The sequence below is a fragment of the Mesorhizobium qingshengii genome, assembly GCF_027563465.1.
Lineage (GTDB): Bacteria > Pseudomonadota > Alphaproteobacteria > Rhizobiales > Rhizobiaceae > Mesorhizobium > Mesorhizobium qingshengii_A.
The window spans coordinates 83,367-107,764 of sequence record NZ_JAPFQA010000015.1 but is presented as its reverse complement, the minus strand read 5'-3'; the positions used below and the strand labels follow the sequence as shown (position 1 = coordinate 107,764).

Genomic DNA, 24,398 nt, shown 5'->3' with positions numbered 1-24,398 from the left:
GGTCATATGACTTGTCCGGCAACATCCTGCTCCAGGGAATAATCGATGGCGGGTCCGGGCGACAACACGCGCAACAAGTCGAAGACGGGTTCTGAAGCCGACAGCTTCAAGCGCGCCGTCACCGTCTGCATGCGCGCCATCGCTGGCGACAAGGAGCTGGAAGTCGGCTTCGCCAAGGACAGGCCCGCACTCGCCGGCAGCCGCGCCCGCTTGCCGGAACTGCCAAAGAAGGCGTCGAAGACCGACATCGCCATCACCCGCGGTCTCGGCGATTCCATGGCGCTGAAACGCGCCTGCCACGATGTGCGCATCCACACCAAGCTGGCGCCGGAAGGCAAGCAGGCCCGCGCCATCTATGACGCGGTAGAACAGGCCCGCGTCGAGGCGATCGGCAGCCGCGCCATGCAGGGTGTGGCCGACAATATCGGCTCGATGCTGGAGGACAAATACGCCAAGGCCAATCTGGTCGACGTCAAGGACAAGGCCGACGCGCCGATCGAGGAAGCGCTGGCGCTGATGGTGCGCGAGAAGCTGACAGGCCGCCCGATCCCGAAGAGCGGCGAGCGGCTGGTCGAGCTCTGGCGCCCCTGGGTCGAGGAAAAGGCCAAGGCCGACCTCGACGGACTTTCAGCCAAGCTCGACGACCAGCAGGCCTTCGCCCGCGTCGTGCGCGAGATGCTCGCTTCCATGGAAATGGCCGAGGAACTCGGCGACGACCAGGAGACGGAAGACTCCGACGACAATGACGACAACCAGCCGCAAGGCGAGGAGCAAAGCGAGGAAGGCGGCGAGGAGGATTCCGGCTCCGAGCAGTCGCAGTCCGAGGATGCCGAGGCTTCGGCCGATGACGAGCAGTCTGCCGAGACGGAGGCGTCCGACGCCACCGCCGACGATCTGTCCGACGATGACGATGCGGATGCCGAGACGCCCGGCGAGGCACGCCGCAACGACAATCCCTTCGCCAATCTGCCGAAGGAAATCGACTACAAGGTCTTCACATCCGCCTTCGACGAGACGGTCGGCGCCGAGGAGCTGTGCGAAGAAGAAGAGCTCGACCGGCTGCGCGCCTTCCTCGACAAGCAGCTTGCCAATCTGTCCGGCGTCGTCGGGCGGCTGGCCAACCGGCTGCAGCGCCGGCTGATGGCGCAACAGAACCGGTCCTGGGATTTCGACCTGGAAGAAGGCTATCTCGACCCGGCACGGCTGGTGCGCGTCGTCATTGACCCGATGCAGCCGCTCTCCTTCAAGCAGGAGCGCGACACCAAGTTCCGCGACACGGTGGTGACGCTGGTGCTCGACAATTCCGGCTCGATGCGTGGCCGGCCGATCACGGTCGCGGCCACCTGCGCCGACATCCTGGCGCGCACGCTGGAGCGCTGCGGCGTCTCGGTCGAGATCCTCGGCTTCACCACCCGGGCCTGGAAGGGCGGGCAGGCGCGCGAGAAATGGTTGAAGGACGGCAAGCCGCCGAATCCCGGGCGCCTCAACGACCTGCGCCACATCATCTACAAGTCGGCCGACCATCCGTGGCGGCGGGCACGGCGCAACCTCGGCCTGATGATGCGCGAGGGCCTGCTCAAGGAAAACATCGACGGCGAGGCACTGCTGTGGGCGCACAGTCGGCTGATCGCCCGGCCGGAACAGCGCAAGATCCTGATGATGATCTCGGACGGCGCGCCGGTCGACGATTCGACGCTGTCGGTCAATCCGGGCAATTATCTCGAGCGCCATCTGCGCGCCGTCATCGAGCTGATCGAGACGCGCTCGCCGGTCGAATTGCTGGCCATCGGCATCGGCCATGACGTCACGCGCTATTACAGGCGCGCTGTCACCATCGTCGATGCCGAGGAACTGGCCGGCGCCATGACCGAGCAACTGGCTTCGCTGTTCGCCGAGGAAAGCGCGCGCGACACGCGGCGCGGCGGCATGCGGCGCGCCTCGTGACGGCGGTTTTTCAGAAGACTGGATCGCCGCGCCGCCCCTCACCTGCCTGCTGGCACCCTCTCCCCGTGAAGAACGGGGAGAGGGGCGATTTCATCCTCGATTTCGCTATCTGTCAGCGTTTCAAAGATAGTGCCGAGGCCAGCGGTCTTCTCCCCGTTCTTCACGGGGAGAAGGTGGCGGCAGCCGGATGAGGGGCGGCGCCAGCCTACGCTTTTTCGCCTTGAGCCTCGTCACGCTTTTGGCGATGGCGCCTGGCGGTTCGGCCGGTCCGGCCGCGGTCGAACCGATCGAAATCTCGGCTCGCCCGATCACCGAATTCCAGATTGGCCGTGCCGACAGGCAGTTCGGACCGCTCGAATTCGTCGGCGGGCTGGAGATGACCTCGCCGTCGCGCGACTTCGGTGCGCTGTCGGCGCTCCGCTTTCTGAAAGCCGGCGGCGATTTCGTCGGAGTGGCCGACACCGGCTTCTGGTTCTTCGGTACGGTGGTCCGCGACGCCGACAGGCGACCGGTCGGCATCCGGAATTTCCATATGCAGCAGATGGTCGACGGATCAGGCCAGCCGATCGACAAGAAATGGGAAGTCGACGCAGAAGGCCTCGCGGTCAAGGACGGCATCGCCACCGTCGGCTTCGAGCGCAATCACCGCGTCGCCCAGTTCAAGATCGACCCCGCGGATATGAAGGCGCCGTTCAAGCAGCTGGATTTCCTGGTGCCGGCACGGGAGCTGCGCCAGAATCGCGGCTTCGAGACCGTCACCCATGCCAGTGCCAGCGGCCAGCATCAGGGCGGGCTGGTGGTGGTGTCGGAGAAGAGCCTGGACAAGTCCGGCAACATCTATGCCGCCATCATCGAAGGGCCACACAAGGGCGTCTTCACCGTCAAGCGCAACGGCGATTTCGACATCACCGATGGCGCCTTCCTGCCGGACGGCGATCTGCTGCTCCTGGAGCGCAGCTTTTCGATGGCTTCCGGCGTCAAGATGCGGCTGCGGCGCATCCATGGCGAGAGCGTCGAGAAGGGTGCCGTCGCCGACGGGCCGGTGCTGCTGGAAGCCGACATGGGATACCAGATCGACAATATGGAAGGGCTAGACGTCTGGACCCGCGACGACGGCGCGCTGATGGTGTCGCTGGTTTCCGACGACAACCACTCGATCCTGCAGCGCAACCTCTATCTGGAATTTATTCTGCATCAGGATTGAGTGGCGCTCCAGCTGCGAACCTGAAGTTGAGGGCTTTTAACGGCGGGTTCGATTTGACCGACGCCTTCCCCCCACTCCGTCGCTGCTTCGCAGCGCCCCTCTCCCCCTCTGGAGGGAGAGGAAGGGGGTCTGATTTGGCGAACGCAGCTCGACGGAGTGGGGGTCGACCGTTCATCACCCGATTCACGCGCCAAAATACTTTAGTGTCGACTTGACAATTGGCGCTGAAGGATCAATACTCAAGTCCATGCTTAACCATTCCAAGATCGACAGCATCCTTCGCGCCCTTGTCGAGCCGACACGCCGGCAGATCCTGGAAAGGTTGAGCCGCGGACCGGCCACCGTCAGCCAGTTGGCGGAGCCGTTCGGCATGACGTTCGCCGCCGTGCTGCAGCATCTGCAAACGCTGGAGGCCTGCGGGCTGATCCGCAGCGAAAAGATCGGGCGGGTGCGCACCTGCCGGATCGAGCCGGGCGGGCTCGCTCCGCTCGCCGACTGGATCACGGAACGCCGCATACCGGCGGAACGGCACCTCGACCGGCTCGGCCAGATTCTGGCCGAGCCGGATCAATCGCCCCCGAAAGTTCAAGATCAGGAAAAGGACGAACAGACATGAACCAGATCGCCCCCGTGAAAGACGAGCCTTCCGTCATCCACTCCACCTTCACCATCGAGCGGACCTATCCGCAATCCCCCGAACGCGTCTTCCATGCCTTCGCCGACAAGGCGACGGTGCGGCGCTGGCGGGTCGAAGGCGATGGCTTTGCGATCGCCGAATTCAGCTTCGATTTTCGCGTCGGCGGTGGCGAGGTGTCGCGCTTCAGCTATGCCGGCGGACCGGAGGTCAGGCTCGACGCGCAGTTCCAGGACATCGTTCCCGGCCAGCGCATCGTGTTTTCCTACCGGATGGCAATCGGGCCGCAGCCAATGTCGGCATCGCTCACCACCGTCGAGCTGACGCCTTCGGGCAACGGCACGCGGCTGACCTACACCGAGCAGGGTGCGTTTTTCGACGGTGTCGATTCCGCGAAGGGGCGGGAAGAGGGGACGCGCGGGCTGTTGGAGGCCCTCGCCGCGGAACTTCGGAAGTCGAATTAGACCTGAACACCGCCTGCGGCCGGTCCGCTGCCGGCTTCCCGTCAGGGCCGGGAGCCGTTGGTGGCGATCCAGATGACATGACGCGCGCCACGCTTGCCGTTGGCGCGCGTGTTGACCTCCTCGACCGCGAACCCCGCCTGCTTCAGCCGCCGCGCGAAGCCACTGTCCGACCCTTGAGACCACACGGCCAGCACGCCGCCCGGCTTGAGGGCGGTGCGTGCGGCAGCCAGGCCCTGCAGGCTGTAAAGCGCGTCATTGGACTTGTGGACGATGCCTTCCGGGCCGTTGTCGACATCGAGCAGGATGGCGTCATAACCCGACGCCTGCGACCGTATCAGCTGCCCGACATCGGTCTCCTCGACGGTGACGCGCGGATCGTCGAGACAGCCGCCAAACATTTCGGCCATCGGGCCGCGTGCCCAGGCGACGACGGCTGGCACCAACTCGGCGACAACAATCTGGGCATCGCCGCCCAGCTCGGCGAGTGCCGCGCGCAGCGTGAATCCCATGCCAAGCCCGCCGATGAGGATTCTCGGTTGCCGATGGCTGGCAATCTTCCGGCAGGAGAGTTTTGCCAGCGCTTCCTCGGAGCCGCTGAGGCGGCTGTTCATCAGCTCGTTGGTGCCCAGCATGATCGAGAATTCGGAACCGCGCCGCTTGAGGCGAAGTTCCTGCCTGCCGTCGGGCGTCTTCGCGCAATCCAGCTGGACCCAGGGGATCACTGCCTGATTCCCCTTTTCTGAATCATGGCTGTGCGGCCAGCGCCGGCTGGCTCCAACGGGTGGCCAGCAGCCGGTAGGGGATAAGCGCCACCACGGCGATGATCAGCTTCACAGTGAGGTCGCCAAGCGCCCACGAAACCCAACGCATCGAATCGACATGGAAGACGCCCATCAGCGGTGCGGTTTCGAGCGCGAAACCGTCGTTCGGGCCAGCGAAGGCGAAAGCGGCCGATAACGCGACGGTGAAGAACACGGCGGTGTCGAATACCGAACCGACCAGCGTGCCGACGATCGGCGCGCGCCACCAGCTCTGCCGGCGCAGCCGGTTGAACACGGTCACGTCGAGCAATTGCGCGCTGAGGAACGCCGCGCCGGACGCCGCCGCGATGCGCACCAGCCGGTCGGCGGCGGTTTCGAATTCGATCAGGCCGTGGCGGAACAGGAAGGGCGGGACAAGGATCGAGCAGACCACCGCCGTCATGAAGCCGACAAACACGATCCGGCGCGCCACGGCAGGCCCATAGCGGCGGTTGGCGAGGTCGGTGACCAGGAAGGAGAAGGGATAGGTGAAGGCGCCCCAGGTCAACAGGTCGGCCAGCGAAAGGCCGCCGATCTGTCCCTGCATCGGGAACTGCACGAGAATGTTCGACGCCACGACGACAAGCGCCATGGCCGCCACGAATGGCAAATATCGCGAGAAGGAATTCATTTTTTTATCCTGGGTAATGGAACCAGCGGAGCATCATGCCCATCCGGGCGATGCTCGCTTCGTATTTGAGCACCGGATTTTAGACCTTGCGGTTTCTATCCGATGCTCAAGGCCAACAAGAGGTTGGCCAGGGCGGTCGTCCCCCGCCTTAAGCGATATCAGGCAGCGGGCTGATCAGCCAGCTTCTTGGCGATCTGCTTCTTCAGCAGGCGCGCGCGCTGCGACAATTCCTTGACGTCGGCCTTGGCCAGGAAAGCATCGAGACCGCCGCGATGTTCGACCGAACGCAGCGCGTTGGCCGAAATGCGCAGGCGCACATTCTGGTTCAGCGCTTCCGAAATCAGCGTCACATTGACGAGGTTCGGCAGGAAGCGACGCTTGGTCTTGTTGTTGGCGTGGCTCACATTGTTGCCGGACATGACTGCCTTGGCAGTGAGTTCGCAGGTGCGGGACATTGTTCTAACCTTCAGTTCTCGGGGCTTGCCAAACCTTTGTGCCCACGCCGGGTGGCGCGCGGTTCTGGTCAGGCGGCCTTATGGAAAAAGTTGGCGTTCCATAGTTGCATTTCGCCGGTGCGTCAAGCTCCGGCTTGCCCACGGAAGCGCCCGGCATTTCATATTAAGGCCGGATTTCTTCCTATAAGCCGTCCCATAGGGACATGCCAGACCGGAGTTGCCCACCTCCGGTCGAAAATCAAGGATACGATCCCGCCATGCTTCGTTCGTCACATGCCCTCGCCATCGCGATCGCTGTCGCGCTGCCTTCGCCTGGCTTCGCTGCCTCGCCCCAGTCCTTCAAGGGCGAGTACACGGTGTCGTTTTTTGGTCTTTCGATCGCGAGATCGACGTTCTCCAGCCACTATGAGAACGGCGCTTACGCGATCGAAGGCAGCGTCAGCGCCGCGGGTCTGGCCAAGCTGTTCGACGACACGCGCGGTACGATCTCGTCCAAAGGCACCATTTCGGGCAAGAAGATGGTGCCGCAGGCGTTCCGTGCCGACTACACCTCCGGCAAGAAGGCATCGGTGGTCGATATCCGCTTTACCAATGGCGCGGTCACCTCGACGCAGGTCATCCCGGCGCCGGGCAAGCGCGATCCCAACAACTGGGTGCCGCTCGGCGCCAGTGACCTCGCGTCGGTGCTCGATCCGATGGCGGCTACCGTTGTCCATGCCGACAGCCTCGACCAGGTCTGCGGCCGCACGGTGAAGTTCTATGATGGCGAGATGCGCGCCGATCTGACGCTGACCTACGATTCGAAAGGGGCGATCTCGGTGCCAGGCTACAAGGGCGACACCGTCACCTGCCGGATGGGCTTTGAGCCGGTGGCGGGCTATCGCAAGGGCCGCAAGGCGCTGAACTATCTGAAGAACCGCAGCCGCATGATGGTGACGTTTGCGCCGCTCGGCCAAACCGGAGTATATGCGCCGATCCACGCCACGGTCGGAACGCAGATCGGTACCTTGACCATCAGCGCCGGGCGTTTCGAAGCAATACAATAGCCAGGCGCGCCACTGGACCGGAATGGCGCGCCACTGGAGACAGAATGGGGCGCGCAACACTGATCGGCTTTTCGGCGGTCGCCATGTGGGCACTGCTGGCGCTGCTTACGGATGCATCCGGCAGGGTGCCGCCGTTCCTGCTGTCGGCGATCACCTTCTCGATCGGCACCGGGGTCGGGCTGGTCGCGCGGCTGTTCATGCCAGCTTCCGACAAGAGCCAGAAGATACCGCCGCAAGTCTGGCTGATCGGCATTGCCGGCCTGTTCGGCTACCACTTCTTCTACTTCACCGCGCTGCGCAATGCGCCGGCGGTGGAGGCGAGCCTGATTGCCTATCTGTGGCCGCTGCTGATCGTGCTTGGTTCGGCGCTGATGCCGGGCGAACGGCTGGCCTGGAACCATGTCGTCGGCGCGCTTCTCGGCCTCGCCGGCACCGTGCTGATCGTCACCAAGGGCGGCGGTCTCGCATTCGACGCCCGCTATGCCTTCGGCTATGCGATGGCCGCCGTCTGCGCGTTGCTGTGGTCGTCCTATTCGCTTCTGTCGCGGCGCTTCCCATCGGTGCCGACCAGCATCGTCACCTGGTTCTGCGCGGCCACCGCGGTGCTGTCGCTCGCCTGCCACCTGGCGCTGGAACAAACCGTGCTGCCTGACGGTGTCGGCCAGTGGCTGGCTGTGCTCGGGCTTGGCCTGATGCCCGTGGGGGCGGCTTTCTATGCCTGGGACATCGGGGTCAAGCGCGGCAACATCCAGGTGCTCGGGGCGGCAAGCTATGCGGCGCCGCTACTGTCGACGCTGGTGCTGATCGCGGCCGGCGTCGCCGAGCCGTCGCCGCGCATCCTGGCCGCCTGCGTGCTCATCACCGGCGGGGCGGCCCTTGCGGCAAAATCGCTGTTCCCGCGCAAGCCGGCAGCATCCGCAAGCGGAGCCGGGGCATCCGAACGCGGAGCCGGGGCATGACGCTGCCATTTGCCGGCGGCATCGACGCCAACGCCAATGCGACGCTGATCTTCTCGCTGGTGGCGGCTGTGATCTACGCCTTCACGCTTGGCATGGCGCCGACGCTTGCCCGCTCGGCGGCAAAGACGCTCGCCGTGGCGATGCTTGCCGTGCTGGCGGCACTGCAGGGCGGCCCGCTTCTGCTGGTCGCCGCTCTTGCGCTCAGCGCCGTTGGCGACGCCTTCCTGTCGCGCGATGGCGAAAAGGCCTTTCTCGGCGGGCTGGCCAGTTTTCTCGTCGCGCACATCGTCTATGTGGTGCTGTTCCTGCGCAGCGGCGGCGGGTTGGGATTGCTTGGTGCCGAATCGTGGCGCGCGGCGATCGCGCTGGCGATGGCCGTGTTTGCAATCGTCATGCTGGCGGCGCTCTGGCGTCGCGTCGGTCCCGACCTGCGTGTCCCGATCGCCGTCTATGTCGCGGCGATCCTGGCAATGGGCATGTCTGCCCTGACGACAAGCAATGTGTGGCTGATCGGCGGCGCCGTGCTGTTCATGGCATCCGACGGGCTGCTCGCCACCGAAAAATTCCTGGTGGCCGCCATCTCGTCGCATCGCGTCTGGATGCGCTTTGCCGTCTGGGCGCTCTACTACGCCGCTCAGCTGGGGATCACCCTGGGTTTCCTGCTAAGGTAGGACTCCAGCCTGGCTCGGCCAGTTCGAAGGCGGCAAAATCAAAGCCCGGCGCGACGGTGCAGCCGACCAGCGTCCACTCGCCGAGGCTGCGCGCCGATTGCCACCAACCGGCCGGCACGACGATCTGCGGCCGCTCGCCCGCTGCCAGCCCGACGCCAAGCACCTGCTCAATCATGGCGCTGCCTTCCTCCCACATCGACAGCGCCAGTGGGGCGCCGGCATGGAAATGCCAGACTTCCGCTGCGTCCTTGACCCGGTGCCAGGCTGACAACTGGTCTTGTTCCAGCAGGAAGTAGATCGCCGTCGAATGGCCCCGCGCGCTGCCGGCGTGATCGCGAAAGGTCTCCGCGTACCAGCCACCTTCCGGATGTGGCTTCAAACCGAGGATGGCGATGATTTCCGCGGAGCTCGTCATGGTTGGACGATACCACCGGTCTCAGAAATTGTCCTTGCGCTTGCGGATCTCGGCGAACACCTCGGCATCGCTCGCTTTTTCCATGCCCAGATGCTTGCGGATCGCAGGGTCATGCCAGCGCAGGAAGGGATTGGTCGACAGCTCCTCGCCGATCGTCGTCGGCAGGGTCGGCTTGTCGTCGGCGCGCAGCGCCTCGATCCTGGCAACCCTCTCCTTCAGCGCCGAATTGGTCGGGTCGACGGTCACTGCGAAACGGGCGTTGGCGAGCGTATACTCATGACCGCAATAGATGACCGTCGCGGCGGGAAGCGCTGCAAGCTTCTTCAACGATTCATGCATCACCGGCGGCTTGCATTCGAACAGACGCCCGCAACCCAGCGCAAACAGCGTGTCGGCGGTGAATGCCACTTTCGATGCCGGCAAGTAATAGGAGACATGGCCGGCGGTGTGGCCGGGCGTGGCGATCACCTCGATCCTCTCGTCACCGAGATGGACGACGGAACCCTCTTCGACGGTTTCGTCGATGCCGGGGATCCTGGCCTTTTCCGCCTCCGGGCCGACGATGCGCAGCTTGAAGCGCTCCTTCAGCGCCAGATTCGCCTCGACGTGATCCATGTGATGATGCGTGGTCAGGATCATCGTCGGCGTCCAGCCGGTGCGCTTGATCGCTGCCAGGATCGGCGCCTCCTCGGGCGCATCGATGATCGCCGTCTGGCCGCTTTTGGGGTCATGCACCAGCACGCCGAAATTGTCGCTGCGGCACATGAATTGTTCGATTTCGACCGGCATCCTCGTCTCTCCATTGTCGCCGCACACATAGGGCCCCGGCACGCGGATGTCATCCCAAGGGTGACCAATGCCACCCCGGGGTGACGGATGTCATCCCCAAGGGGGGGGACGAACGTCGTCCCCAGGGTGACGAATGTCATCCCGGCATGTCGAATGACATCCCGGAAAGTCGGGCTCATCAAGGCCTTTGTTGAAACCCGATGATATCACGGCTACATCCCTCGCATGCATTCCGACATCGTCGATCTCCGCTCCTTCTATTCGACAACGCTCGGCCGCTTCGCCGAGCGCTCGATCACCATGGCGCTGTCATCGATATGGGCTGTTGTGCCCAATGAGCGGCTGGTTGGCCTCGGCTACACGCTGCCCTGGCTGGAGCGCTTCGGCACCGACGCCGAGCGGGTCTTTGCCTTCATGCCGGCGACGCAGGGCGCCGTGGTGTGGCCGGCGACGGGGCCGACCGCGACGGCACTGGTCTTCGACGAGGAACTGCCGCTGGTCGATTCCTGCATCGATCGCATGCTGCTCGTCCACTCACTCGAACATGTCGAAAACCCGCGCGAAACGCTGAACGAGATCTGGCGCGTGCTGTCGCCGGCGGGGCGCGTCGTCATCGTCGTGCCCAACCGGCGCGGCGTCTGGGCGCGCTTCGAGCACACGCCGTTCGGCAATGGCCGGCCTTTTTCGCGCGGACAGCTCACCGAATTGCTGCGCGAGGCGAATTTCACGCCCGCGGCCTGGTCCGATGCGCTGTTCTTCCCGCCATCGCGGCGGCGCTTCATGATGCGCTTTCACAATGTGCTGGAACGCGTCGGTCGGCGGCTGTGGCCGATCTTTTCCGGCGTCATCGTCGTCGAGGCGCAGAAACGGCTCTATCAGGGCGTGCCGGTCGCTCAGCGGACGTCTCGCCGCGTCTTCGTGCCGGTGCTGTCGCCGCACGGCGCCACGCGGCTCGGCCGCCGGGCGGAGGCCGATAGGGCAATCTCGCCGGTTCGCCAGGTGACACCTTCGTGATCATGATGAAAACTCGCGACGCGGGGCTTTTCCCGACCTATGTGTCATGCGCGGCCCGTTGAAAGACCAATGCCGTCAAGTCTCTCCATCCGGTTTCAGCACCGCTTCTGAACGCAAGGACCTTGGCTATGGCTGATCAACCGGACAACGACGCTTTCGCCCGGCCGGTTGCGGCGGTCGAGGCCAGCACCCTTCGGGATCAGGTGGCGACGATCAAGCAGGCGCTGATGGGATCGCCGGTTCGCAAGTGGTTGCTCTGGACGTCGGTTGGCATCGTGGCCGTCATCATCGCAACGTCGATCGGCCAGGTTCTGCTCAACCGCTGGAACCAGCCTTTCTACGATGCGCTTGCACGCCGCGACATGGCGGCCTTCCTGAACCAGCTTCTCGTCTTCGCCGCCATAGCCGGCGGCCTTCTGGTGCTCAATATAGGCCAGACCTGGCTCAACCAGATGATCAGGCTGAAGCTACGCGAGGCGCTGACGCTCGACCTGATCGACCAGTGGACGCGGCCGGCGCGCGCCTTCCGGCTGGCCAATGCCGGCGCCATCGGCGTCAATCCCGACCAGCGCATGCAGCAGGACGCCGCGCATCTGTCCGACCTGTCAACGGATCTCGGCGTCGGCCTGCTGCAGTCCTTCATCCTGCTGGTGTCCTTCGTCGGCGTGTTGTGGGAACTGTCTTCGGGCTTCGTGTTCCACATTGGCGGGACCTCCCTGGCGATCCCTGGCTACATGGTCTGGGCCGCTATCCTCTATGCCGGCACCGCCTCGTGGCTGAGCTGGCTGGTCGGCCGGACGCTGATCCGCCTCAACAGCGACCGCTACGCGCGGGAAGCGGAGCTGCGCTCCTCGATGGTGCGCGTCAACGAGAATGTCGATGCCATTGCCTTGTACCATGGCGAGCCCGACGCCAGGCGGCGGCTCGAACTCGACCTCGGCACGGTGCTCGGCGCCATGCGGCGCATCTACACCGCCCAGATCAACCTGTCCTGGGTCACCGATACCTATGGCTGGATCACGGTCGTGGCACCGATCCTGGTCGCCTCGCCGGTCTATTTTGCAGGTGACATCAGTTTTGGCGGGCTGATGATGGCGGTCGGCGCCTTCAATCAGGTTCATTCTTCCTTGCGCTGGTTCATCAACAACATCGGCAGCATCGCCGATTGGCGCGCCACACTGATGCGCGTTGCCGATTTCCGCATCGCGCTCGATGAGACCGATGTGCTGCACGACACGGAAAAACGTATCGAGTTCGTTGAGAACCCTGGCGGCAGCCTGACCTTCGAGAAGCTAGAAGTGGCCTCGCCGGAGGGGTGCACCAGGCTCGCCGACCAGCATGTCGAAATCCGCGCCGGCGAGCGCGTCATGATCACCGGCGACCCGGGCGCCGGCAAGACGCTGTTCTTCCGCGCCATCGCCGGACTGTGGCCATGGGGACGCGGACGGATCGGCCTGCCGGCGGGAGAAACCCTCATATTCGTGCCGCGCGTCCCGTATTTCCCGGCCGGTACGCTGCGCGAGATCCTCGATCACTCGAACGGACCCGCGCCGGCGAGTGATGCCCAGATTTCAGAGGTGCTTGCCGAGGTCGGGCTCGGGCGCCTGGCGTCCTCGCTCGACCGCTCCGCGCGCTGGGAGCACGAACTGGGCGATGACGAACAGCGCTCGCTGGCCTTCGCCAGGCTCGCCTTGCGACAGCCGAAATGGGTGATCATCGATGAAGCCATGGACGCGTTCGACGGACCCTCGTTGCGGCGGGTGCTGTCGATGCTGGAGAAGCGCTTGCCCGGAGCCGCGATCCTCAACATCGGACGTGGCCAGCACAACATTCAGTTCTTCCCACGCGCGTTGACCATCATGAAGGATGCCGCTGCACCGGCCCTGAAACCTGCCCGTATCAGGGCGGGCGCGATCGAACCGCCGCCGATCGCCGCGCGTCGCAAGAAGTAGGCCGGCGTCCGGGCCACGGTGCAGAGCTTTATTTCGCCGTGATCGCGAGGGAAGCTTCCCCGCAGAAACAACCTCGGCGCCGGCCATGCTTGATGCTCTCCGCCTGCTTGCCTGTCTTGCCTGCGCCCAGGCAGCCCCTGTCGCCTCGCCGCCCGATGCGCTGGCCGTGGACGTCGAGCTGGTGCTGGCTGTCGATATCTCGCTGTCGATGGACGAAAGGGAATTCGCCCTGCAGCGCGCCGGCTATGTCGAGGCGCTGCGGCATCCCGATTTCATCAAGGCGGTCCGCGCCGGCAACACGGGCCGTATCGCGCTCGCCTATTTCGAATGGGCCGGCACGGTGCGCGATGACGCGGTCATCGGCTGGCAAATCATCGACAGCGCCGAAAGCGCCAACAGCTTTGCCGACAAGGTCGCGGCTCGCCCGTTCCGCAGCTTTCGCGGCACCTCGATTTCCGGTGCGCTTGCCTTCGGCGCCAGGCTTTTCGATGGCATTGTCTTCCGGGGCGAACGCAGCGTCATCGATATTTCCGGCGATGGCCCGAACAATATCGGGCCGCCGGTCACCACGACACGCGATGCCGCCATCGCCAAAGGCATCGTCGTCAACGGCCTGCCGATCCTGATCAGCCCGTCGCCCACCTTCAGCCATCTCGATCAATATTATGCCCAGTGCGTGACCGGAGGGCCCGGTTCCTTTGTGCTGCCGATCCACGCGGCCGCCGAGTTTTCCACGGCCATCCGGCGCAAATTGATCCTCGAGGTCAGCGGCGTTCAGGAGAGGGGCAGGGTCGTTCCCGTCGATGCCGCGGCTCCCATCGACTGCCTGCAAGGCGAACGGGACAGACGGTTCTATTCCGATCCGTTTTTTCCGGAACTCGATCGATGAGCTTGCGCCGGACCTGCTTGGCATCTCGCTGTCCCAAGGCCGCTGCCCACCCCCGGATCAGGTCCGAGGGCATGCTTTCGGGATATATCAGGCCGGACGGGCACCAAGCTTTTTAAGATCACGGCGCCAGCGCCGGCCACGGACATAGCCGTGCATCAGTTCCGGCAGCGAGTAGCCGAGCGCTGTCGACGAGCGGTTGGCCATGTAACCCGCAATCGCCTCCGGTATCCGGCCTCTGAGGATATCGGCAATGATCTGCCGCGAGATCATGTAGGGCGGAATGTGCGGGTAGGAGCGCGCAATATGCGGGTGTTTGCCCATCAGGTTCGCATAGGCTTCGACATAGCCGTCGCGGCGGCCCGAAATCGAATTCTCCGAATTGTATTTCGTCCAGTCCATGTCCCCGGACAATTGCGCGCCGAAGCGCCGGGCAAGACGCAGCAGCAATTCCCGATCCTGCATCCGGGTGATGTCGCTGTCGTAGCCGCCAATGCCCAGCAAGGCTTCGCGGCGGGCCGTTATCGCTGAACCGGCAATGAAGATCGTCTGCGCGACCAGCGCCCGTTCCAGCATGGTCGGGCTCAGGAACACTTCTCGGTTGACGCAGTTTGTGGCGCGATTGCTCTTCAGGGAGACAAACGAGCTGATCAGGACCTGAAGCGCCGGATTGTCTTCAAACCAGCTCAGGGTCCGTTCGAGCCGGTGCGGCAGGTAGACATCGTCGGAATCGAGGAATGTCACCACAGGCGCCCGCGCCCGCTCGATGCCGGCATTCCTGGCGGCGTTGGCGCCTCGCCATTTCGCGCCGACATAGATCAGCCGCGGGTCGCGAATGCGCGCGAGCGAGGCCTCGGTTCCATCGGTCGAGCCATCGTCGACGACAATATGCTCAAGTCTCGGCATGCTCTGGGAAAGCACGCTTTCCACCGCGCGCAGCACTGTTTCGCGCCGGTTGTGCGTTGGCGTTATGACCGTGATGAGCGGCTCGGTGATTCCGACCATGCCGCGTCAGCGGTTTCCCGCGCAAGTATGCGCGTCAATCCAGGACTTTTCGATTTTCACAACGGTCGAATGGATCGGACTTCCCCCTCCGCCACACCTCAATCGTATTCGCCGCGACGCTATATAAAACAGCTGCACGTGTCACTCGCCGCGCCGGTGCCCAACCCCGCGTGAGATGACGAATTCCCGCCCCTAGCGTTCCAATTGCAACAGCTTTGCCGAAAAGGGGGTGCGAATCACCTGCGGGGAGGTCGCTCCGACCGCATGCATTCCATTACCTCGGGCGTAATCGCCTTGCGATCGGCGTTTCGGCACATTGCCCTTGCGAGGCCTGCTGATCGGCCTCGATGCAGAGGGAGTGCAGTCATGACCGCCTATGCCGTTGCTCATATGCGCCACGTCACGCCAGGACCGTGGATCGTCGAATATCTTGAGAAGATCGATGCCACGCTGGAGCCCTTCTGCGGTCGTTTCGTCGTCCATGGCGGCGAGTTCGAGGTCGTCGAAAACAGCTGGCCGGGACATCTGATCGTCATCGAATTCCCGGACAGACACCATGTGCGCGCATGGTACGAATCGCCCGCCTACCAGGCGATCCTGGGCCTGCGGACCAAGAATTCGGAATCCGACGTGATCTTCGTTACCGGCGTTGGACATCCACACAAGGCCACGGATGTCCTCGAGTAGTCGGTTGCTCCTGGATCAATTCAACATTGGCAGGCGCAATTCAAAGGACCGCCACCAAGCATTTAGCTGTGTCCGACATAGTCCGGCACGAGTTCGATTTCGTCCCGGACAATACCGGTTGCGAAACTGAACTGACCCCAAAACGCCAAGCCATAAAATACCTGACCGACCACAAGGGAGAACGGAATTTGCCAAAGGGGCATCCCTGTCTCGCGGGCATGGCCCACTATACGTCGTGTTGTACGCCAGGACATGGTGAACCAGCGGCTGAATGATTTGGCCACCCGTTGCATGCGGCTGGGTGAACCAAGCTCGACAAATTTCCGATCGGCATCGCGGCCGGTTACCAGCGCACGCCAGTAAAAGAATTTCCAGCCGCGCGGCGCGTAATGGTAGACGCGTGCGTTAACGTTGCGAATTTCATGACCTTCGCGTTGCAGTTTACGCATCAGCAAAGTGCAGGAAACCTTGAAGCCATTGTGCTTCGGAAAAGGGTTGTTTGTAATCCAGAGACGTCGAAAGGCTATATTGTTGGCGTTGAGTGCCCGCTTCGAAGCAAATCGCCTGTCTCCTCGCGCCATCGGGAAAAACCAAATCAAGGCAAACGTTCTTGAAAAGAAATCGTCGTACAAAAGATATGTGTATCCGTTTACGCAGATAATCTCCGGGTCCTCAAAAGGTCCAAGGAGAGCCGAGAGCCACCCCTGCTCCGGAACCGTATCCGAATCGGTGAAGACAACTACATCTCCATCTGTCCTCAGGACTCCATTATTCTTGAGGTCATAATATCGTCCCCCCGGGCAAGCGGCAAAGATCAGGTCGGCAACCTGTTCCAATTGCGGCGCTTGCGCTGTGATGTCGTCAAGAAGAGCGTTCGCATCCGTGTCTCTGCCGCCGTGAGCAATGACAACCTTGGGTCTTGCCAAGCCGTTCGAAGAAACGACGGCAATTTCACGCGCCAAGGCCTTCAGTCCAACGCCGACCTCGGCCCAATCGATGGACCTGGCGTTCTCCATTTCCACGACGAGTGAATATGTCGTGCGTTCTTCAGCCATCTCTACACCGACCAGTTATCAGTGCCTGGGTGACTATAGTTCCCACAACCCAATGTAAAGGCAACCCCTGCCGATCAGGCGGCACCGTTTTCGCATGGCGCTCGTTGATCAGATATACTCTGGCGGATTGTCTTTACGATCAAACCGGAACCCGATCGCGGATTTTTTATCGAAAAAGCCGAATACGACGATTGCTGGCCAGAAATCTTGAGGTGTCGGAGTACTGCGACAAGAAACGCTCCCTCCATTCCGCACTGACGGTGTCTCGTTGAATTTCGAGACCAGAGTTGGGGACAGACGCAGGCTCAAAGGCGATCTTGGTATCAGCCAGATATGCGATTTTCTCGAGGTTCGCCCGTGGGGCCTCCAAGATTTCCTCGTATGTCAATGACAGGAAGGGCAATCCGTTCCTTGCGAGCCAGACATCCCAGGCCAGATTTTCCAGCGCGATTTTTTCAAGCGACTCCGCGATCGCCGCACCGTCGTAGCGTGGCGCCTGCCGACTGGTCTCGGTTGAGCGGAATCGACCAGTTTGACGAGCGCGCGTCCACGAAATCGCCTGACCAAGCAGATCGCGGCGAGTCAGACGGACATAGCGCAATCTTGGAAGGCTGGCAGGGAGATCCACAGTCTTGGCTACCTGGGAAAACTGGCTGGCAAACAGTTTGACTGCGTAAACTCCGGATGTGGATCGCCCATCCTTCAATGCACGCAGGACCTGGGCACGGGGATCGCGAGGATAGTCCGGCAATTCGAGAACCCGGCGGCCGCCGAACCATTCCAGAGGGTTGCCAAGTCCGGCGGCTGCCATCAATCCAGCGAGATGGTTGCTGCCGCTACGCGGTGACGTGCAGATCAAAATTCCGGCTTTTATCCCAACCAGGATGTCTGGCGGAATTTCAACTGGCAAAGGGCGTTTGCGAAATAGGTGCATGGCGAACAAAGCTACCGTCTCAGCAAAAACACCGCCTGCTGGCCGAAGAAATTCCAGAACCACCACGGCATCGACAGCCCGATCTTCTGGCCGTTGGCGTCGAGCGCGGTTGCCTTTTCCACCGTCGCGCCAAGCTCGTCGCACAGGTTGACGAAGTCGCGGATGGTGCAGAAATGGATGTTGGGCGTGTCGTACCAGGAGTAGGGTAGGTCCTTGGTCACCGGCATGCGGCCGTTGAGGAACAGCGACAGGCGCACCCGCCAATGGCCGAAATTGGGAAAGGACACGATCGCCCGGTTGCCGATCCTGAGCAGTTCGTCGAGCACCAGCTTCGGGTTGCGGGTGGCCTGCAGCGTCTGCGACAGCACGACGAAGTCAAAACCCTTGTCGGGATAGAATTGGAGATCCTTGTCGGCATCGCCCTGGATGACCGAGAGGCCGCGCGCCACGCATTCGTTGACGCCGCGCTGCGACAGTTCGAGTCCACGGCCGTCGACCTGCTTGGTGTCCTGCAGCAGTTCGAGCAGCGAGCCGTCGCCCGAACCGACGTCGAGCACGCGGGACTGTGGCGGGATGAGGTTGGCGACGACCTCGAGGTCGACACGCTGGTCGCGGTTGACACTCATGATGCGAGCCCTCTCGCCCGTGCCGCAGAACCGATGAAGCCGTTGATGGCGGCAAACAACTCCGGCTCGTCGAGCAGGAAGGCGTCGTGGCCACGGTCGGTCTCGATCTCGACGAATGACACCGATGCGCCGGCGGCATTGAGCGCGTGCACGATCGAGCGGCTCTCCTCCGTCGGAAACAGCCAGTCCGAGGTGAAGGACACCAGGCAGAAGCGGGTTTTGGTGCCGGCAAAAGCATCGGCCAGTCGGCCGCCATGGTCGGCGGCGAGGTCGAAATAGTCCATCGACCGCGTCATGTAGAGATAGGAATTGGCGTCGAAGCGATCGACGAAGGTCATGCCCTGGTGGCGCAGATAGCTTTCGATCTGGAAGTCGGCATCGAAGCCGAAGGTGAGCGCTTCGCGATCCTGCAGATTGCGGCCGAATTTCCGGTGCAGGGCGGCTTCCGACAGATAGGTGATGTGGGCGGCCATGCGCGCCACCGCCAGCCCCTTTTCCGGGCGTTTGCCGTACTCAAAATATTTGCCGCCATGCCAGTCCGGATCGGCCATCACGGCTTGCCGGCCAACCTCATGGAAGGCGATGTTCTGCGAGGAATGGCGGGCGCCGGTGGCGATCGGCAGTGCCGAGAAGACGCGTTCCGGATAGCTCGATGCCCATTGCAGCACCTGCATGCCGCCCATCGAGCCGCCGAGCACGCAAAACAGCTTTTCGATGCCGAAATGGTCAATCAGCATCTGCTGCGCGCGCACCATGTCGCGGATGGTGATGATCGGCAGGTCGAGCCCATAGGGCTTGCCGGTGGCGGGATTGGTCGAGGCCGGGCCGGTGGAGCCCAGGCAGCCGCCGATGACGTTTGAGCAGATGACGAAGAAGCGGTTGGTGTCGATGATCTTGCCCGGGCCGATCAGCACTTCCCACCAGCCCGGCTTGCCGGTCACCGGATTGGTGTTGGCGACGTGCTGGTCGCCGGTCAGCGCGTGGCAGACGAGGATGGCATTGGAACGGGCGTCATTGAGCGTGCCATAGGTCTGGTAGGCGATCTGGAACGGCGACAGCAGCGTGCCGGCGTCGAGCTTGAGCGGCTTGTCAGATCCAAAACGCAACACCGGGCTCGACGGTTGGTCGGCCTCGTTGTTGGTCTTTCCAGCGCGCAGAGCGGCCATCACATCTCTCTACCATTCCGCATCGTGCTTTTCGAAAAATCGCTGCCGATTTTCGGGCCGATGCGCTCATCCGCCCGGTCGCGGACAATAAAAAACCGGCAATGCCTTCGCAAAGCCGGTTACGTCACGCAAACGGCCCTTTAGCGAATTGTTTAACGTGGCTGCAAGCCGACCGGCCAAATCACCACGGAACTGTCGCTGCCCTTCTAGAACTCGCCCGCCTTGCCGTCAATGCCGGCCACTGGCACCACCGCAACCTCTCGACATTGCCGGTCATGGCTTGTATTTCCGCTGCGGCTCCTGCCGGGAGCTTTCTCGATGGATATCTCGAAATGAAGCAGACACCGGATCAGGCACGTCCAACCCCGCGCGCGGGCATCATGGACATCGACGCCTATGTGCCGGGCAAGAGCACGGCGCCGGCCGGCGTCGCCAAGGTCTACAAGCTGTCGTCGAACGAGAATCCGCTTGGGCCCTCGCCGAAGGCGATCGAAGCCGCGCGGGAGATTGCCGGAAAGCTCGACATCTATCCCGACGGCACCGCCAGGCGGCTGCGCGAAGCGATCGCCGAGGTGCATGGCCTCAACGCACAGAACATCATCTGTTCCAACGGTTCCGACGAGATTCTGGGCCTGCTGGCGCAGACCTATCTGGCGCCCGGTGACGAGGCGATCTTCACCGAACACGCCTTCATGGTCTACAAGATCTACATCCAGTCGGCAGGTGCCATCCCGGTAGCGGTCAAGGAGACCGATGAGCGCGCCGACATCGACGCAATCCTGGCCGCCGTCACGCCGCGCACGAAAATCGTGTTCCTCGCAAATCCCAACAATCCGACCGGCACCTATGTGCCGTTCCAGGAGGTGTGCCGCCTGCATGCCGGCCTGCCCAGGCACGTGCTGCTGGTGCTCGACGCGGCTTACGCCGAATATGTCCGCCGCAACGACTATGAAGCCGGCATCGAACTGGTCGGCAGCGCCGAGAACGTTGTGATGACCCGCACCTTCTCCAAGATCGGTCTTGGCGGGGCGCGGATCGGCTGGATGTACGCGCCGATGCACATCGTCGACGCCATCAACCGTGTGCGTGGTCCCTTCAACGTCAATGCAACGGCGATCGAAGCCGGTATCGCGGCGATCCGCGACCGCGCCCATGTCGAGCGCAGCGTCGCGCACAACGAGACCTGGCTGGCCTGGGTCAGCGAACAGATGACGGGACTTGGGTTGCGGGTGACGCCCAGCGTCGGCAATTTCGTCCTCATTCATTTTCCCGATGACCAGAAACACTCCGCGGCGGCGGCGGACGACTATCTGACCGCGCGCGGCTATATCTTGCGGCGCGTTTCCGGCTATGGCTTTCCCAACGCGCTGCGCATGACCATCGGCACCGAAGAGGCCAATCGCGGCGTCGTCGCCGCACTCACGACATTCCTGAAAAGCTAGAGCACCATGGCATCACCGATGTTTGAGAAGATCGCTCTGGTCGGCATCGGCCTGATCGGCTCGTCGCTGGCCCGTGTCATCCGCCGCGAGGGGCTGGCCGGTCACGTCGCCATCTCGACCCGCAGTGCCGCCACGCTGGCGCGGGCGGAGGCACTTGGGCTGGGGGATTCCTACACCACCGACGCGAAAGAAGCGGTTCGCGATGCCGATCTGGTCATCGTCTCGGTGCCGGTCGGCTCATCCGGCGCGGTGGCCGAGGAAATCGCGCCGGCGCTGAAACCGGGCGCGATCCTCACCGATGTCGGCTCGACCAAGGCATCGGTCATCGCGCAGATGCAGCCGCATGTGCCGGCCGGCGTCCATTTCATTCCCGGCCATCCGCTGGCGGGCACCGAGAAGTCCGGGCCGGATGCCGGTTTCGCCGACCTGTTCGACAATCGCTGGTGCATCTTCACGCCGCTGCCGGACACCGATCCGGATGCGCTGGAGAGGCTTTCCGAATTCTGGCGCCGCTGCGGCGCCAACATCGACACGATGGATCCCCAGCATCACGACATGACGCTGGCCATCGTCTCGCACCTGCCGCACATCATCGCCTACAACATCGTCGGCACCGCCGACGATTTGCAGTCGGTGACCAAGTCCGAGGTCATCAAATATTCGGCTTCGGGTTTCCGGGACTTCACGCGTCTTGCCGCCTCCGACCCGACCATGTGGCGCGACGTCTGCCTGCACAACAAGGACGCCATCCTCGAAATGCTGGCGCGGTTCTCGGAGGATCTGGCGTCGCTGCAGCGGGCCATCCGCTGGGGCGACGGCGAGAAACTCTTCGATCTGTTCACCCGCACCCGGGCCGTGCGCCGTTCGATCATCGAGGCCGGCCAGGACATCGACGTGCCCGACTTCGGCCGCCAGGCGGTGGAGCACCCGGCCAAGAGCTGAGGTCCCATTGATATTCAGGTGAGGCCGGCTGACCTGAAATCTCAACAGACCTTATGGGCTATGATAGCGCAGGCCAGGTCGCCGCGACCATGGCCAGCGTCTCGGCCCTGTCCGGGGCGCCGAGCCTGCCACCGAAGCGCAGGCATTTGAGCGCGGCGGCGGCACTGGCAAAACGCAAGGCCTGCTCGACCGGCATGGCTTCCGCCAGCCCGACGGCAAAGGCACCGTGGAAGACATCGCCGGCGGCCAGGGTGTCGACCGCCTTGATCTTCGGCGCCGCTACATGACGGGATGATCCCGCCGCGCGATCGAACCACCAGGTTCCCGCCGCACCGCCAGTGACCGCAACAAAGGCGTCGGTGCGCCGGGCAAGTGCCTCGCAGGCCTGGCGCGGGTCGAGATCCCGATTGCACAGAATGCGCGCCGCCGGCTCCGAAGCCACGATGTGGGACGCCAGCGGCAAGAGTTGCTCCAGCACATCGCTTGACGCGGTATCGGCATCGAGGATCGCCGGCCGGCCGATAGCGCGCGCCGCCTTCAGCGCAAGCGCTGCCGCACCCGGCCAGCGCACGTCGACCAGCATGGCATCGAATGCGGAGACGTCGGCCGCCGGCAAGGCCTCGGGATCGGCCTGGGCCCGGCTGTCATAGAACGGCACGATGATGCGCTCGCCCTGCGCGTCGACCAGGATCGAGGCCAGCGCGGAGCGGGCGCCGCCGACACGGCGGACAAAGCCGCAATCGACGCCCTCGGCCTCGATCGCGGCAACCAGATGGTCGCCGACCAGGTCATCGCCGGCGCTCGCCCACAGCGACACCTCGGCGCCCAGGCGACGCGCGGCGCAGGCAGCGCTCGTCGCCATGCCCGAGGCGATCTGGACGCCGTCGGAGGCGATGAATTTTCCCTGATGCGCCGGTAGTGTCTCGACACGCAGGATGGTGTCCAGCGTCAGCGCGCCAACGCTCAGCAGCTTCACCGGTCTTGCCATGGAAGGGTTATTCAACCGGCTTGATCTTGCCCAGCGGGATGAAGCCGAGCGAGGCCTTGCCCTTGACCACCTTCAGCGGCATGGACGGTTCGTTGCCGAGCAGTGCCAAGGCGCCAAAGCCCTGTTCGATCTGGCTTTTCTGCTCGGGGATGGCGGTGCCGAGGATTGCCGCCACGGCCTTCGGATCCTTCAGCCTGATCATCAGATCGGCATCGATCAGGCCGTCGGCATCGACCGACAGCGGTCCGGAAACCGTGACGCGCGCCGTCCCCGATGACAGGTCGAGGTTGCGGATCTCGACCGTCTGGCCGCGCAGGCTGTGCGCGTGGGTGCCGATCAGCGCAACGCCGTTCTTCAGCGTGGCGTCGCCGCTGGCATCGAGAGGCGGCAAGACGCGCCCGCCGATTGCGTCGGGGTTGATCTCGAGATCGCCAAAGCTGCCGAGATAGTCGATATCCCCGCCGTTCGGCTGCAACTGGCCGGCCGCCTTGCCGGCGCTGAACAACTGCACCGGATCGGTGTCGTCGGCCGGGTCGGTCTGGCCTGACAGGCCCTCGGCCTGCAGCGAGATCCGTCGCGGCAGCGGCCATGACAGTTTGACGTTGGCTTGCAGATTGTCCCAGTCGATCCACAGCGGCACCATGCCCGGGACCGAGGTTCTGAGCGGACCACGCAGATCGGCAACCGGCGACAAGGGTTGGGTGATCTGGGCGACGGCATTGAAACTGCCGGCCGAGGCGGCGATGTTCCTGGCATCGTCCTCATAAGCGAGGTTGTCGCAAGAGACGGCAAAGCTCAGGGGATAGCCGCTGACCTGGAGATTGGCGCAGCCGGCCGCGACGCCACTTTTGTTGAGCGTGGCAACTGCCTTGTCGGCCTCGCTTCTGACCCGGTCCGCCAGATAGAACCAGCCGCCGCTGTAGATGGCGAACAGCAGGACGATGAACGCCGCAAGCCACCACAGGCGGCGACGGTTACTCGGTTGGCGTTCGTCACTTGACGTCATGCTTTGGCTCTCGTTAACGCATGGGTGTTGGGGACGGACTCTCGATTCCGGCAACGGTGGGTGGACGGAGACGAATAGGTAGACGGAGACGGGTGGAAAAAACACCGGTCCCGGTGCGGTGTTGCCATTCTTTTTGCAATCAGGCGCGGCGATATGGGCGATTTTTGGGTGTTTGGCTACGGTTCGCTGATCTGGCGGCCGGGTTTCGCGCATGTCGAGACACAGCGCGCGCGCCTGCACGGCTACCGGCGCTCGCTTTGCGTCTTCTCCTTCGTGCATCGCGGCACGCGTGAACGGCCGGGGCTGGTGCTCGGCCTCGACCATGGCGGCTCCTGCGTCGGCCTGGCGTTCCGTGTTCCCGGCGAATTGCGCGACGAGGCGATCGCCTATTTGCGCGAGCGCGAGCTGGTCACCAACGTCTATCTCGAGCGCATGCTCAAGATTCGCCTCGACGGCGGCCGGACGGTCGAGGCGGTGGCCTACATCGTCGACCGCAAGCACGAGCAGTATGCCGGTGCACTGGACGCGGCGCACGCGGCGGCCGTGGTGCGCGGCGCGGTCGGCCAATCCGGCAACAACGAGGACTATGTGCTCAGCACGCTGGAGCACCTCGAGGCGCTGGGCATTCGCGACCACTGGCTTGAGGATGTCGCCAGGCGGGTCGCGCCTTTGTGAAGCGCTGG

26 protein-coding genes and 1 riboswitch are annotated in these 24,398 nt (G+C 63.5%); of the genes, 14 read left to right on the top strand and 12 right to left on the bottom strand.

What is annotated here, in order from left to right:
- Positions 1 to 45: 45 nt before the first annotated feature.
- From cobT to OOJ09_RS25480, 4 genes are all read left to right on the top strand, one after another.
- Positions 46 to 1,944: a cobaltochelatase subunit CobT gene (cobT, locus tag OOJ09_RS25495; protein ID WP_269907841.1), complete on the top strand. Its 1,899-nt coding sequence runs from the start codon at positions 46 to 48 to the stop codon at positions 1,942 to 1,944.
- Between the two features lie 187 nt (positions 1,945 to 2,131).
- Positions 2,132 to 3,148, top strand: a complete 1,017-nt coding sequence (locus OOJ09_RS25490; RefSeq protein WP_269907840.1) for an esterase-like activity of phytase family protein — start codon at positions 2,132 to 2,134, stop codon at positions 3,146 to 3,148.
- 247 nt (positions 3,149 to 3,395) lie between these two features.
- Entirely contained in the window at positions 3,396 to 3,764 is a 369-nt protein-coding gene (locus OOJ09_RS25485) for an ArsR/SmtB family transcription factor (protein ID WP_269907839.1), read from the top strand.
- The gene (locus tag OOJ09_RS25480; RefSeq protein WP_269907838.1) at positions 3,761 to 4,246 is read left to right on the top strand and encodes an SRPBCC family protein; all 486 of its coding nucleotides are present in this window, start codon (positions 3,761 to 3,763) and stop codon (positions 4,244 to 4,246) included. The genes OOJ09_RS25485 and OOJ09_RS25480 overlap by 4 nt, the downstream gene beginning before the upstream one ends.
- 41 nt (positions 4,247 to 4,287) lie before the next feature.
- Here OOJ09_RS25480 and OOJ09_RS25475 read toward each other — a convergent pair whose 3' ends face one another.
- The 3 genes from OOJ09_RS25475 to rpmB all read right to left on the bottom strand — a co-directional run bounded on the left by OOJ09_RS25475 (position 4,288) and on the right by rpmB (position 6,132).
- Positions 4,288 to 4,968 carry a spermidine synthase gene (locus OOJ09_RS25475; protein ID WP_269907837.1) on the bottom strand — a complete coding sequence of 227 codons (681 nt, stop codon included), beginning with the start codon at positions 4,966 to 4,968 and terminating at the stop codon, positions 4,288 to 4,290.
- Positions 4,969 to 4,990: 22 nt separating this feature from the next.
- Complete coding sequence (locus OOJ09_RS25470; RefSeq protein WP_269907836.1) at positions 4,991 to 5,677, bottom strand: queuosine precursor transporter; 687 nt, start codon at positions 5,675 to 5,677, stop codon at positions 4,991 to 4,993.
- A 158-nt stretch (positions 5,678 to 5,835) separates the two neighbouring features.
- On the bottom strand, positions 5,836 to 6,132 hold the full coding sequence (gene rpmB / locus OOJ09_RS25465; protein WP_091585249.1) for a 50S ribosomal protein L28: 297 nt from the start codon (positions 6,130 to 6,132) through the stop codon (positions 5,836 to 5,838).
- A 257-nt stretch (positions 6,133 to 6,389) separates the two neighbouring features.
- Between rpmB and OOJ09_RS25460 the strand changes: the two genes are divergently transcribed.
- From OOJ09_RS25460 to OOJ09_RS25450, 3 genes are read left to right on the top strand one after another with little or no spacing between them, the layout of a single operon-like run.
- Complete coding sequence (locus tag OOJ09_RS25460) at positions 6,390 to 7,178, top strand: DUF3108 domain-containing protein (RefSeq protein WP_269907835.1); 789 nt, start codon at positions 6,390 to 6,392, stop codon at positions 7,176 to 7,178.
- A gap of 44 nt (positions 7,179 to 7,222) precedes the next feature.
- Positions 7,223 to 8,137, top strand: a complete 915-nt coding sequence (locus OOJ09_RS25455) for a DMT family transporter (RefSeq protein WP_269907834.1) — start codon at positions 7,223 to 7,225, stop codon at positions 8,135 to 8,137.
- Complete coding sequence (locus tag OOJ09_RS25450) at positions 8,134 to 8,808, top strand: lysoplasmalogenase family protein (RefSeq protein ID WP_269907833.1); 675 nt, start codon at positions 8,134 to 8,136, stop codon at positions 8,806 to 8,808. Before OOJ09_RS25455 ends, OOJ09_RS25450 begins: the two co-directional genes overlap by 4 nt.
- Here the strand turns inward: OOJ09_RS25450 and OOJ09_RS25445 are convergent.
- Together OOJ09_RS25445 and gloB are read right to left on the bottom strand one after the other, a co-directional pair.
- On the bottom strand, positions 8,783 to 9,223 hold the full coding sequence (locus OOJ09_RS25445; RefSeq protein ID WP_269907832.1) for a cupin domain-containing protein: 441 nt from the start codon (positions 9,221 to 9,223) through the stop codon (positions 8,783 to 8,785). The two genes, OOJ09_RS25450 and OOJ09_RS25445, sit on opposite strands and share 26 nt — an antisense overlap.
- 21 nt (positions 9,224 to 9,244) lie before the next feature.
- Entirely contained in the window at positions 9,245 to 10,012 is a 768-nt protein-coding gene (gene gloB, locus OOJ09_RS25440; protein WP_269907831.1) for a hydroxyacylglutathione hydrolase, read from the bottom strand.
- Between the two features lie 225 nt (positions 10,013 to 10,237).
- Between gloB and OOJ09_RS25435 the strand changes: the two genes are divergently transcribed.
- The 3 genes from OOJ09_RS25435 to OOJ09_RS25425 all read left to right on the top strand — a co-directional run bounded on the left by OOJ09_RS25435 (position 10,238) and on the right by OOJ09_RS25425 (position 13,867).
- A complete protein-coding gene (locus tag OOJ09_RS25435; protein WP_269907830.1) occupies positions 10,238 to 11,026 on the top strand; it encodes a class I SAM-dependent methyltransferase in 789 nt (262 codons plus the stop codon).
- A gap of 128 nt (positions 11,027 to 11,154) precedes the next feature.
- Entirely contained in the window at positions 11,155 to 12,978 is a 1,824-nt protein-coding gene (locus tag OOJ09_RS25430) for an ABC transporter ATP-binding protein/permease (protein WP_269907829.1), read from the top strand.
- Between the two features lie 85 nt (positions 12,979 to 13,063).
- Positions 13,064 to 13,867, top strand: a complete 804-nt coding sequence (locus OOJ09_RS25425) for a DUF1194 domain-containing protein (RefSeq protein ID WP_269907828.1) — start codon at positions 13,064 to 13,066, stop codon at positions 13,865 to 13,867.
- Positions 13,868 to 13,954: 87 nt separating this feature from the next.
- Here OOJ09_RS25425 and OOJ09_RS25420 read toward each other — a convergent pair whose 3' ends face one another.
- Positions 13,955 to 14,869, bottom strand: a complete 915-nt coding sequence (locus OOJ09_RS25420) for a glycosyltransferase family 2 protein (RefSeq protein ID WP_269907827.1) — start codon at positions 14,867 to 14,869, stop codon at positions 13,955 to 13,957.
- Between the two features lie 366 nt (positions 14,870 to 15,235).
- Between OOJ09_RS25420 and OOJ09_RS25415 the strand changes: the two genes are divergently transcribed.
- Positions 15,236 to 15,556 (top strand): DUF1330 domain-containing protein, encoded by a 321-nt coding sequence (locus OOJ09_RS25415; protein ID WP_269907826.1) that lies wholly within the window; start codon positions 15,236 to 15,238, stop codon positions 15,554 to 15,556.
- 62 nt (positions 15,557 to 15,618) lie between these two features.
- Here the strand turns inward: OOJ09_RS25415 and OOJ09_RS25410 are convergent, their stop codons facing one another.
- The 4 genes from OOJ09_RS25410 to metX form a co-directional block, all read right to left on the bottom strand.
- Positions 15,619 to 16,611, bottom strand: coding sequence for a glycosyltransferase (locus OOJ09_RS25410; protein WP_269907825.1), 993 nt, complete (start codon positions 16,609 to 16,611; stop codon positions 15,619 to 15,621).
- A gap of 166 nt (positions 16,612 to 16,777) precedes the next feature.
- The gene (locus OOJ09_RS25405) at positions 16,778 to 17,611 is read right to left on the bottom strand and encodes a Stf0 family sulfotransferase (protein ID WP_269907824.1); all 834 of its coding nucleotides are present in this window, start codon (positions 17,609 to 17,611) and stop codon (positions 16,778 to 16,780) included.
- Positions 17,557 to 18,171 (bottom strand): methionine biosynthesis protein MetW, encoded by a 615-nt coding sequence (gene metW / locus OOJ09_RS25400; protein WP_269907823.1) that lies wholly within the window; start codon positions 18,169 to 18,171, stop codon positions 17,557 to 17,559. Before metW ends, OOJ09_RS25405 begins: the two co-directional genes overlap by 55 nt.
- Positions 18,168 to 19,337, bottom strand: coding sequence for a homoserine O-acetyltransferase MetX (metX, locus tag OOJ09_RS25395; protein WP_269907822.1), 1,170 nt, complete (start codon positions 19,335 to 19,337; stop codon positions 18,168 to 18,170). The genes metW and metX overlap by 4 nt, the downstream gene beginning before the upstream one ends.
- 120 nt (positions 19,338 to 19,457) lie before the next feature.
- Positions 19,458 to 19,535: riboswitch (SAM riboswitch) on the bottom strand.
- A gap of 134 nt (positions 19,536 to 19,669) precedes the next feature.
- On the opposite strand from metX, the gene hisC reads away from it, so the two are divergent.
- Positions 19,670 to 20,779 carry a histidinol-phosphate transaminase gene (gene hisC, locus OOJ09_RS25390; RefSeq protein WP_269907821.1) on the top strand — a complete coding sequence of 370 codons (1,110 nt, stop codon included), beginning with the start codon at positions 19,670 to 19,672 and terminating at the stop codon, positions 20,777 to 20,779.
- A gap of 6 nt (positions 20,780 to 20,785) precedes the next feature.
- On the top strand, positions 20,786 to 21,721 hold the full coding sequence (locus OOJ09_RS25385) for a prephenate/arogenate dehydrogenase family protein (protein ID WP_269907820.1): 936 nt from the start codon (positions 20,786 to 20,788) through the stop codon (positions 21,719 to 21,721).
- 58 nt (positions 21,722 to 21,779) lie between these two features.
- Here OOJ09_RS25385 and OOJ09_RS25380 read toward each other — a convergent pair whose 3' ends face one another.
- Positions 21,780 to 22,709, bottom strand: a complete 930-nt coding sequence (locus OOJ09_RS25380) for a sugar kinase (protein WP_269907819.1) — start codon at positions 22,707 to 22,709, stop codon at positions 21,780 to 21,782.
- Positions 22,710 to 22,716: 7 nt separating this feature from the next.
- Entirely contained in the window at positions 22,717 to 23,715 is a 999-nt protein-coding gene (locus tag OOJ09_RS25375) for a DUF2125 domain-containing protein (RefSeq protein ID WP_269907818.1), read from the bottom strand.
- 153 nt (positions 23,716 to 23,868) lie between these two features.
- Here OOJ09_RS25375 and OOJ09_RS25370 point away from each other — a divergent pair, with 153 nt between their 5' ends.
- Positions 23,869 to 24,390, top strand: a complete 522-nt coding sequence (locus OOJ09_RS25370; RefSeq protein WP_269907817.1) for a gamma-glutamylcyclotransferase — start codon at positions 23,869 to 23,871, stop codon at positions 24,388 to 24,390.
- Positions 24,391 to 24,398 lie beyond the last annotated feature (8 nt).